This is a genomic window from Corynebacterium sp. HMSC05D08 (assembly GCF_001807215.1).
Taxonomy (GTDB): domain Bacteria; phylum Actinomycetota; class Actinomycetes; order Mycobacteriales; family Mycobacteriaceae; genus Corynebacterium; species Corynebacterium striatum.
Window position 1 is genome coordinate 1 of record NZ_KV788362.1, and the last position, 7,144, is coordinate 7,144.

Genomic DNA, 7,144 nt, shown 5'->3' on the forward strand with positions numbered 1-7,144 from the left:
CTGACGGTCCGCCCCGCGTAAGCGGGGATGAGCCGAAGTGGACCGCTTCGCAAAGAGACTGAAGCAAGTCCGCCCCGCGTAAGCGGGGATGAGCCCCGGATCCGCGTCAACCCATCACATTTCGCCGAGTCCGCCCCGCGTAAGCGGGGATGAGCCCCAGGTCCGCATCATAGTCAGCGGCGACACCTTCACGCTGCGCACACGTTAACGCACCAAACCACCGCACCGGCGGTGGTTATTTTTTTGCCCTCACCAACCCAGACTGAACCGCCCCCACAGTCAGACCCGAATCAGACTGCATTTCTACCCAAGTGGCACCGGCTGCACGCGCATCCGCCAAAGCCTGATCACGCTCGCGCTGCAACATATCACGCACAGCATCATGTGAGCGCAGATTCAACGCGGCGCGGCGTAAATTCTCCCTGGCGGCTTCTTTCTCCATACCTACAGACTATACCACCTATAGCGGGTGCGTGCGAATCAAAAACCCCAGACCTGTACGCGACCCTAGCAACATTGCCTTCCGACCCTCTGCGATGGTGGGGGGAGGGGGTTGTCCCCTGTCTTTTGTTGTTGGTTGGGTTTAGGTTTTGAGGCCTGGGTGTTGTTCTTTGGGGTATTTGGCGCGGTTTGCGCGGGTTTGGTGTCCTTTGCGCATTTCGCTGCGGGTTTTTTCTCGGTGGCAGGTTTTGCAGAGGGTTTGGAGGTTGTTGAGGTTGTGCGTGCCGCCGCTGGCGATGTTTTGGATGTGGTCGATTTCTAGTTGTTGTGTGTTGCCGCATTGGACGCATTGGTGGTGGTCTCGGTTTAGTGCGGCTTTTCGGAGGTGTTGTGGTGCTCCTCCTGATGGGTTTTCCCACATGTTGTGTTACCTCCTTCTTTGGTGTCTTGTTCCGGTCGTGAGCCGGTGGCCTGCGCCCGTGTGTCGTTCCTTGGCTGGATGTGCCGGTTCGGGTGGCGACAAGACTAGATAAAACGACGAAACCCCCGGTGGTGTTCCGGGGTTTCTTGCGTTAGCGCAAGCGTATCACATTATTTGGGTGGTTTGTCAAGTTGCGGTAGGTACTTGGCTTCGAGGTGGTGTTTGATGCGTTCGGTTCGTGCAATCGTCGTTTTGGTTGGTGGTGTGACTCTCCTGCCTATCACCTTGGTCTGGTGTGCGAGTTCGTCTGTGAGGTCGCTTGCCCAGTCGAGCTCTGACACTGCCTGTGCGTGGAAGGCTAGTTTTTGGCAGAGTGCGACTGCCCCAGCTTCGTCGTCCCGGACTTTGACCCCGATATCGCTGAAGGCGTTGAAGGCTACTTCGCGCAGGCGGGGCTCTTGGTCGAGCCAGCATGAGACGTAGAGCCAGCTGCCGGGTGATTGTGGCCCGGGTGCGGGTTTCATGGCGCGGACTTCGGGCGGGGTTGGTCGTGCGTACTTGAGGCTGTCGAGCTCGCGGTAGAGGTTGGCGAGGTGGCGGGCTAGGTGGCGGAGGTGTTGTTCGTCTACTTGGCTCATGGTTCTCCTATGAGTTGGGGTAGGTGGTTGAGGGTTGTGATGGTGCGCCAGGTGGCGGGGTCTGCACTCCCCCTCGCCTTCCAAATCAAAACGCCTCCTACTACTGGTTTGGTGGTGTTGGCGCGCAGGGTCTGCACTTGGTCTTCGAGTTGGGTGAACCAGGTTTTCCATTGGGGTGTGGCGACGTCTTTGACTTGGATGCAGAGAAGACCTCGGGGTGTGTCTGCTATGACGTCTCCGAGGTCTTCGTCCCATCCTGCGCGTGTGCGGCGTGTGCCTGGCCAGATGGTTTGTAGGTAGTCGCGGACGGCGCGTTCTGCGCGGTCGCCTTTCTGTTTGTTGCGGTTGCTCATTCGTCTATCGCCTCTGGGGTGCTGACCATGCGGCGGACGATTCGTGTTTCTTGTTCGGGGTGGTCGCGGTGGGCGCGGACTTCTTGGACGGCTTCGCTTTCTTGCCAGCGGCAATCCCACGATTCTCGGCTGTATTTCCAGCCGTCAGGCGTTTTGTATTGCACCGCGTATTCATAAGACATGGCTTCTCCGCCTGGTTCTGGTGTGAGTAGGCCCGCCTCAGCGAGTGCATCTGCTATGCGGTAGTGAGCCGGGACTTCTTCATCCTGCTTCGCATTTTCCTGCATCGCTATCAGGGCTGCGCGGCCCTTGTTGGTCAGGCGGAATCCTTGAATAGTCATGCTTGCTCCTTTGCGTATTGGGCTGCTTCGAGTACCGCGAGGGCACGGTCAAAATTAGTCATCGTGGTCTCCTAGGATGTCCAAAATGCGGTTGTAGATGGTCTTGTGGGTGGTGATAATTCCCGCGCCGCCTGCCTCTTGCGCTTGCTTCACTAGGGCGTTGTGTGCTTGGGCTTCGTCGTCAGCCCAGTCGATAAGCTCTTTCCGCATCCGTAGGATTTCATCCGCGAGTTCCGGGGCGAGGGCGATCAGGTCAGCGTTGTAATCGTCTGCGTACCCGACAGTTGGGATGTACCCAATGCCGTTTTTCTCGTAATATGCGCCTAGGATTTCACCTACTTCGTTGTCATGTTTCCACGGCCCGGGTGTGACCTCAGCGAGTAGGCGTTTTAGGTTGCTGGTGGTGAGGTCAGTCATTGGTGCTATCCCCATTCGTATCCGAGTAGTGCGACTGCGCCTGTCAGCGCGGCGGCAGCGCGCATCAGGTCGCCGCTGTAACGCCGTCCTTTGCGCTCGTACTCCGCGTCAGTTTGCTGCACCTGCTCCGCCCATTGGCGGGCGAGCTGTGCATCTAGGATTTCTTGGCGGGTTGGGGTGCTCATTTCTGCTCCTTTTGGAGGTGGTCGAGGTATGCCTCCCAGTCGGGGTTGGTGCGGCGGTAGTGGGCGGCCTGGTCAGGGGTTTCGTCCCGGCGTAGTTCGAGGTCAAGGCCAGCGTCCCGTGTGAGGATGTAGCGGGTGTTCTCGCTGAGGTCGTCCCAGTGGTCGATGACGAAGCGCGTGGTGCGGCGGACGACATAGTTGTTGCGGCCCTGCGCGTAGCGCATAGCGCTGACAATCATGTGGTGGTCATCAGGGCTGAGGGTGATGGGGTTTCCTGGTTGTGGGGTATGCATGATTGCGTCGTCTTTACGCATGTCACGCCGTAATTCCCAGTAGTCGTCTTCGGTCATTGCTGTCCTTCGAGGATTGTGGTGATTGTTGTGTCCAAGGCTTTGAAGACCTGCGGGGCGGTTAGCTGGTCTGCGTGGAATTGGGCTGCGTAGCGGGCGTCCCGTTGCAGACTCGCTAGCTCTGTGCGGAGGCGTTTGTTTTCCTGTTGGAGAGCTGTGATGTACTGCTCCTCTGGTGTACGGCTCATGCTTGCTCCCAGTCTCCTACCCAGCGGCGGGCTTTGCCCTCACCCTCACCAAACTTATCTAGCTTCACCTCAATACCGTTAGGCGGAGCATCGTAGTAGCTCATGCCACCCTCTGACAGTCCCTCGATGCTTACCGCGTCCTTGAGAATCCAGGGGTCTGGATCATCGTAGGAAACAACCACATGACCGTCCTCCCACTCGCCTGGAACCGGCTGCCCGTCTGGTGTCCATGCGCGGGGCAGGTCAAAGCGCGGGATAATATTTTTCGCGTCATATCCCAAGATCTCTGTGCGCACGTCGAAGCGCAGTATCCAGGGATCGTCCTCATCGTCGAGCGCGTAGATTATGCCCAGGCGGTCGTAGGTGTTCGGATACTCACACCACATTCCGATGCAGGTGGCGCGCTGCTCTGGGGCCATGTCTGCGAGGGTCTTAGGCATGGCTATTCTCCCCATCCGTATCGGAGGATTTTCCATGGGCCGCTGACTGCCATCTCTTTAGCGGTGAGGTAGTCGTTTCTACTTTCCCACGCGTCGGTGCTGAGTTTTTGGTAGGCATTTGCTCCCGTGTCGGAAATGACTGTGCCCTCTGGCGCGCTCTCGAGGTCCTCAACGGTGACGAGTTCTACCGGGTCAAGAGTGAGGTCGTCGAGGGTTACGCCCGACCACGATTTACCATTGACGAACTTTACAAAATTCTCTTGGTCTGGGTGCTCGCTGATGATGATTCCGAGCCCAAGCGTGGTGTGTTCTGCCCACCTGCCGAAAAGGTTTTCCTGCGGTAGCAGGTCGCGGATTGCGGCAATGTCCCCGGCTTTGATTAGTGAGATGGGTACTTCGATGGTGTGGTTCATGCGCTGTGTGCCTTTCTGGCGGGTTGGTTTGGTGTCTCCGCCTATTTGTACCGGCGGTGGTGTGTTCGTCCGTCTGTGGGGCTGTTGGGGGGTTATTTGCCGGCCCAGAGTTCGTAGCTGCTGTCGCAGATGCAGGGCCAGCCGTCACAGTGCGGGCATTCGGTTTCTTCGTCGTCGTGGTCGTTGGTCATGGTAGGGCCTTTCGTGCTTTGGCTAGGCGTTGCTTCAATTCCGCAAAGTCGGGTGAGGCTGTTGTGATTTCCCCGCGTGTTGGTGGCCCCGGAACGGCTTCTGGGGTGTAGCGGTCTCCGAGCATTTGTTGGTATTTCGTGTGCATTCGTTGGGTGCGGAATGTTTCGAGTTCTTGTTTGTCGGTGGGGTTGGATTCCCAGCGGCGTACGGTGTCTGCGGCGGCGTTGAGGATGTCGCGTGGGGTACACATGCGTTCGCTTACTCGTTGGGTTGCGTAGAGGATTATGGCGTCTCGCCAGAGTTTTGGTGGGTATACGCGGTCTAGGGCCATGGCCCATGCTTCGGTGGTTTCTGGTGAGGGTTGGGGGAAGCGGTCGGGGGCTAGTTGTTTCCCGAGTCGTAGAAGGTTAGCGGTGAGTTCTTGGTTCACCATGGGAGTTCTCCTTTGGAGGTCCAGTCGTGTTGTTCGACGATTTCGCCGTCGACAACCTGGGATTGGTTTGGTGGCAGCCATGCGTCGAGACTGTTGGTTGTCTGTTGGGCTTGTTGGTTGGCGAGGCGGCGTGGGATGAGCTCGTCTTCCCAGCCGTCGCGGGTTAGCCATGTGGTTGGTAGTGGGATGAATTGTTTGTCGGTGCCTTCGGTTTCGTGGAAGGTGGCGAAGGCTTGGGTGCGTTGGTTGAGTTCTTCGCGGTTGATGCGTTTGGTGGCGCGTCGCCATTCGTTGAGTGCTTTTCGTTTGGCTTGTTTCCTTGGGTAGAGGTTCCACCAGTTTTCGAAGGCTTGCGGGTAGGGGTTGGGTTCACTTGTTGGTTCATCCGCTGGTTCACTCCCCGGTTCATCGTTAGATGAACAAGTGTTTTTACTCTGTTCCTCTGTTCCCCTGTTCCTCTGTTCCAGGCGCGAGGGTCTCGCGAGGGTCTCGCGAATTTCTGCGTTTTCGCTGGTAGGGTTTGGGTATCGTGCCTTGTTCGGCTTGTCGACGCGTTGGTGCTTGCCCCAGTTGTGAATTGCTATGAAATTCTTTGAGCCAACGGTGTATCGAATGATTCGGCCCGCTTCTGAAAGCCTCTGCAACCCTCCGGAAACTCTCGCGAGGGTCTCGAGAGGGTCTCGCGAAAGGTCATCGGCGAACAAGTCAGCGGCAATCAACGCATCCCTATCAACCCCTACGCCGTTGTCATCTACGTATGACCACAGGCCGATAAACAGTAGGCGGTCTTCGACGCGTAGTGATGAGATATCTTCGCTGCGCCAGAATTCAGGTTTGATGCTGCGAATGCGCATTATTTTCTCCTTCCTCTAGTGCTTGGAACAACTGGATGAGTGCGTCAAGGAATGCTGGTTGGGCGCAGTACACGTCTTGGGATTCCAACCAGGCGCGCATGTCCTCACGCTGCTGATGGGTGGTCATGCCACACGTTTTGTTTCTTTGATGAGTTCGCCTTCGAGGCGTATTCCGGTTGCGGTGTACGTCCAGGTGCTCTGCCCGGGTTCTCCCATACGTTTGTTGGGGCGGATGAGATCATGGCGTTGTAGCCATTCGAGGGCTGGTTCTGGCATGTCGTCCAGGGGGCGTTTGGTGGCGATCATGATGCGCAGGCCGCGGGGTAGGAGACGGCGGCATTCGTTTACTGTGTTGGCTTTTTGCGGGATGATTGATTCATTCATTTTTGGGTTCTCTTTTCGGCTTTTTCGAGTACAAATTTGGTCATGTCTGCGGCGTCGAAGTAGGCGTCTCGGTGGAGGCTGCTTCCTGCGGCGAGGGTTTCGAGGTCTGCTTTGAGCTGGCGAACGTCATCACGTAGGTGTTCGTAGAGTGGTTGGTATTTCATCGGGGCAAAAGAAAAGGCCCCGCCGGTGGACTGTGGAGGTCCTAGCGGGGTTATTGGTTGGGGTCGATAAGGACAGGCGCGGCCACGTCGAGAGTGAAGCGCCCGTCGCGGGTGGCACCAAACACGATGCGGCCTTCCTGCGCGGCGAAAATAAGGCGGTCAGCTACCCGATCTGGGCTGTACGCCTCGGGTATGAGTACCACGCGGCGGCCCTTAAATCGTGGTAGGTCTGCCGCCGCCATTTCCACGTACGGCATCAATACTCACCTCGTCTGATGAGGGTTATGACGTGGGCAGCTGCCTTGGCTAGGTCTGCTGCCCCGAGGTCTTGCAACTCTGCGGGGGTTGGATCATCGTTGCTGTAGTGCTTGAGGTGTTCGATGTCGTAGGCGTAGGCGAGGAGCCTGTCTTCGAGTTGTTCCAGCTTTTCCTGGTAGTAGGCTACATCCATGTCGGCCACCTAGAAGGGAGGCTCGCCTTGGCCTACTGGTGCGGGGTTGCCCCACGCCCCAGACTGGACGGTCTGACCGTTCTGTGCTGCCTGCTGCCACTGCTGCTGAGCCGAGGATTGCTGCTGGCTTCCGCCTTGTCCGCGTGGGATGAAGGAAACATCATCAGCGTTAATCTTGTGCTTGCTACGCTTGCCGCCACCGTTCTTATCCTCCCAGGTGTCCTGCTTCAACTGGCCTAGTACCAGCACCGGGCCTTTGCCCTGCTGCGCGTAGGCGTTGACGAAGTTCTCGCCCTTCTTGCCCCAGAAGTCCACATCCATGAATATGGGTTCGCCATCCTCCCACTCATTCGTCTGCTTGTCGAAGCGGCGGGTATTATGCGCGACAGTGAAGCTAACAACCGGCTTCCCGCTGGGCGTGTAGCGCATCTCCGGTTCCCTAGTCAGGTTGCCGCTGATTGCGATGAAATTAGCCATTA

At 57.5% G+C, this 7,144-nt stretch carries 19 protein-coding genes; 1 reads left to right on the plus strand and 18 read right to left on the minus strand.

The window, feature by feature from the left end:
* Window positions 1-235 precede the first annotated feature (235 nt).
* From HMPREF3148_RS12555 to HMPREF3148_RS12615, 15 genes are all read right to left on the minus strand, one after another.
* The gene (locus tag HMPREF3148_RS12555) at window positions 236-442 is read right to left on the minus strand and encodes a hypothetical protein (protein ID WP_070509253.1); all 207 of its coding nucleotides are present in this window, start codon (window positions 440-442) and stop codon (window positions 236-238) included.
* Between the two features lie 141 nt (window positions 443-583).
* Window positions 584-862, minus strand: a complete 279-nt coding sequence (locus HMPREF3148_RS13395; protein ID WP_083287783.1) for an HNH endonuclease — start codon at window positions 860-862, stop codon at window positions 584-586.
* Window positions 863-1,032: 170 nt separating this feature from the next.
* Entirely contained in the window at window positions 1,033-1,500 is a 468-nt protein-coding gene (locus tag HMPREF3148_RS12560) for a hypothetical protein (protein ID WP_070509255.1), read from the minus strand.
* Window positions 1,497-1,853 (minus strand): hypothetical protein, encoded by a 357-nt coding sequence (locus tag HMPREF3148_RS12565; protein ID WP_070509257.1) that lies wholly within the window; start codon window positions 1,851-1,853, stop codon window positions 1,497-1,499. Before HMPREF3148_RS12565 ends, HMPREF3148_RS12560 begins: the two co-directional genes overlap by 4 nt.
* Window positions 1,850-2,194, minus strand: a complete 345-nt coding sequence (locus tag HMPREF3148_RS12570; RefSeq protein ID WP_070509259.1) for a hypothetical protein — start codon at window positions 2,192-2,194, stop codon at window positions 1,850-1,852. Before HMPREF3148_RS12570 ends, HMPREF3148_RS12565 begins: the two co-directional genes overlap by 4 nt.
* A gap of 54 nt (window positions 2,195-2,248) precedes the next feature.
* Window positions 2,249-2,611: a hypothetical protein gene (locus HMPREF3148_RS12575; RefSeq protein ID WP_070509261.1), complete on the minus strand. Its 363-nt coding sequence runs from the start codon at window positions 2,609-2,611 to the stop codon at window positions 2,249-2,251.
* A 5-nt stretch (window positions 2,612-2,616) separates the two neighbouring features.
* Window positions 2,617-2,796 (minus strand): hypothetical protein, encoded by a 180-nt coding sequence (locus HMPREF3148_RS12580; RefSeq protein WP_070509263.1) that lies wholly within the window; start codon window positions 2,794-2,796, stop codon window positions 2,617-2,619.
* Window positions 2,793-3,146, minus strand: a complete 354-nt coding sequence (locus tag HMPREF3148_RS12585; RefSeq protein WP_070509265.1) for a hypothetical protein — start codon at window positions 3,144-3,146, stop codon at window positions 2,793-2,795. The genes HMPREF3148_RS12580 and HMPREF3148_RS12585 overlap by 4 nt, the downstream gene beginning before the upstream one ends.
* On the minus strand, window positions 3,143-3,334 hold the full coding sequence (locus HMPREF3148_RS12590) for a hypothetical protein (RefSeq protein WP_070509267.1): 192 nt from the start codon (window positions 3,332-3,334) through the stop codon (window positions 3,143-3,145). The genes HMPREF3148_RS12585 and HMPREF3148_RS12590 overlap by 4 nt, the downstream gene beginning before the upstream one ends.
* A complete protein-coding gene (locus HMPREF3148_RS12595; protein WP_070509269.1) occupies window positions 3,331-3,774 on the minus strand; it encodes a hypothetical protein in 444 nt (147 codons plus the stop codon). Before HMPREF3148_RS12595 ends, HMPREF3148_RS12590 begins: the two co-directional genes overlap by 4 nt.
* Window positions 3,775-3,776: 2 nt before the next feature.
* Window positions 3,777-4,187 (minus strand): hypothetical protein, encoded by a 411-nt coding sequence (locus tag HMPREF3148_RS12600; protein WP_070509271.1) that lies wholly within the window; start codon window positions 4,185-4,187, stop codon window positions 3,777-3,779.
* A 187-nt stretch (window positions 4,188-4,374) separates the two neighbouring features.
* A complete protein-coding gene (locus tag HMPREF3148_RS12605) occupies window positions 4,375-4,812 on the minus strand; it encodes a hypothetical protein (protein ID WP_070509273.1) in 438 nt (145 codons plus the stop codon).
* On the minus strand, window positions 4,806-5,666 hold the full coding sequence (locus HMPREF3148_RS13895) for a hypothetical protein (protein ID WP_210383010.1): 861 nt from the start codon (window positions 5,664-5,666) through the stop codon (window positions 4,806-4,808). Before HMPREF3148_RS13895 ends, HMPREF3148_RS12605 begins: the two co-directional genes overlap by 7 nt.
* Complete coding sequence (locus HMPREF3148_RS13765; RefSeq protein ID WP_165033320.1) at window positions 5,641-5,793, minus strand: hypothetical protein; 153 nt, start codon at window positions 5,791-5,793, stop codon at window positions 5,641-5,643. Before HMPREF3148_RS13765 ends, HMPREF3148_RS13895 begins: the two co-directional genes overlap by 26 nt.
* Window positions 5,790-6,050, minus strand: coding sequence for a hypothetical protein (locus tag HMPREF3148_RS12615; protein WP_070509274.1), 261 nt, complete (start codon window positions 6,048-6,050; stop codon window positions 5,790-5,792). Before HMPREF3148_RS12615 ends, HMPREF3148_RS13765 begins: the two co-directional genes overlap by 4 nt.
* A 2-nt stretch (window positions 6,051-6,052) precedes the next feature.
* Between HMPREF3148_RS12615 and HMPREF3148_RS14170 the strand changes: the two genes are divergently transcribed.
* Window positions 6,053-6,187 carry a hypothetical protein gene (locus tag HMPREF3148_RS14170; protein ID WP_256364836.1) on the plus strand — a complete coding sequence of 45 codons (135 nt, stop codon included), beginning with the start codon at window positions 6,053-6,055 and terminating at the stop codon, window positions 6,185-6,187.
* Window positions 6,188-6,264: 77 nt separating this feature from the next.
* On the opposite strand, the gene HMPREF3148_RS12620 is transcribed toward HMPREF3148_RS14170, so the two are convergent.
* The 3 genes from HMPREF3148_RS12620 to HMPREF3148_RS12630 all read right to left on the minus strand — a co-directional run.
* Window positions 6,265-6,471, minus strand: coding sequence for a hypothetical protein (locus HMPREF3148_RS12620; protein ID WP_070509276.1), 207 nt, complete (start codon window positions 6,469-6,471; stop codon window positions 6,265-6,267).
* On the minus strand, window positions 6,471-6,665 hold the full coding sequence (locus HMPREF3148_RS12625) for a hypothetical protein (RefSeq protein ID WP_168163012.1): 195 nt from the start codon (window positions 6,663-6,665) through the stop codon (window positions 6,471-6,473). The genes HMPREF3148_RS12620 and HMPREF3148_RS12625 overlap by 1 nt, the downstream gene beginning before the upstream one ends.
* 9 nt (window positions 6,666-6,674) lie before the next feature.
* Window positions 6,675-7,144 (minus strand): single-stranded DNA-binding protein (locus HMPREF3148_RS12630; protein ID WP_049159724.1); only part of this gene is annotated, 470 nt, incomplete at its 5' end.

Excerpts from the sequence above, each read along its gene's own strand:
- HMPREF3148_RS12555 (WP_070509253.1), bottom strand. The coding sequence starts at position 442 with ATGGAGAAAGAAGCCGCCAGGGAGAATTTACGCCGCGCCGCGTTGAAT.
- HMPREF3148_RS13395 (WP_083287783.1), bottom strand. The coding sequence starts at position 862 with ATGTGGGAAAACCCATCAGGAGGAGCACCACAACACCTCCGAAAAGCC.
- HMPREF3148_RS12560 (WP_070509255.1), bottom strand. The coding sequence starts at position 1,500 with ATGAGCCAAGTAGACGAACAACACCTCCGCCACCTAGCCCGCCACCTC.
- HMPREF3148_RS12565 (WP_070509257.1), bottom strand. The coding sequence starts at position 1,853 with ATGAGCAACCGCAACAAACAGAAAGGCGACCGCGCAGAACGCGCCGTC.
- HMPREF3148_RS12570 (WP_070509259.1), bottom strand. The coding sequence starts at position 2,194 with ATGACTATTCAAGGATTCCGCCTGACCAACAAGGGCCGCGCAGCCCTG.
- HMPREF3148_RS12575 (WP_070509261.1), bottom strand. The coding sequence starts at position 2,611 with ATGACTGACCTCACCACCAGCAACCTAAAACGCCTACTCGCTGAGGTC.
- HMPREF3148_RS12580 (WP_070509263.1), bottom strand. The coding sequence starts at position 2,796 with ATGAGCACCCCAACCCGCCAAGAAATCCTAGATGCACAGCTCGCCCGC.
- HMPREF3148_RS12585 (WP_070509265.1), bottom strand. The coding sequence starts at position 3,146 with ATGACCGAAGACGACTACTGGGAATTACGGCGTGACATGCGTAAAGAC.
- HMPREF3148_RS12590 (WP_070509267.1), bottom strand. The coding sequence starts at position 3,334 with ATGAGCCGTACACCAGAGGAGCAGTACATCACAGCTCTCCAACAGGAA.
- HMPREF3148_RS12595 (WP_070509269.1), bottom strand. The coding sequence starts at position 3,774 with ATGCCTAAGACCCTCGCAGACATGGCCCCAGAGCAGCGCGCCACCTGC.
- HMPREF3148_RS12600 (WP_070509271.1), bottom strand. The coding sequence starts at position 4,187 with ATGAACCACACCATCGAAGTACCCATCTCACTAATCAAAGCCGGGGAC.
- HMPREF3148_RS12605 (WP_070509273.1), bottom strand. The coding sequence starts at position 4,812 with ATGGTGAACCAAGAACTCACCGCTAACCTTCTACGACTCGGGAAACAA.
- HMPREF3148_RS13895 (WP_210383010.1), bottom strand. The coding sequence starts at position 5,666 with ATGCGCATTCGCAGCATCAAACCTGAATTCTGGCGCAGCGAAGATATC.
- HMPREF3148_RS13765 (WP_165033320.1), bottom strand. The coding sequence starts at position 5,793 with ATGACCACCCATCAGCAGCGTGAGGACATGCGCGCCTGGTTGGAATCC.
- HMPREF3148_RS12615 (WP_070509274.1), bottom strand. The coding sequence starts at position 6,050 with ATGAATGAATCAATCATCCCGCAAAAAGCCAACACAGTAAACGAATGC.
- HMPREF3148_RS12620 (WP_070509276.1), bottom strand. The coding sequence starts at position 6,471 with ATGCCGTACGTGGAAATGGCGGCGGCAGACCTACCACGATTTAAGGGC.
- HMPREF3148_RS12625 (WP_168163012.1), bottom strand. The coding sequence starts at position 6,665 with ATGGATGTAGCCTACTACCAGGAAAAGCTGGAACAACTCGAAGACAGG.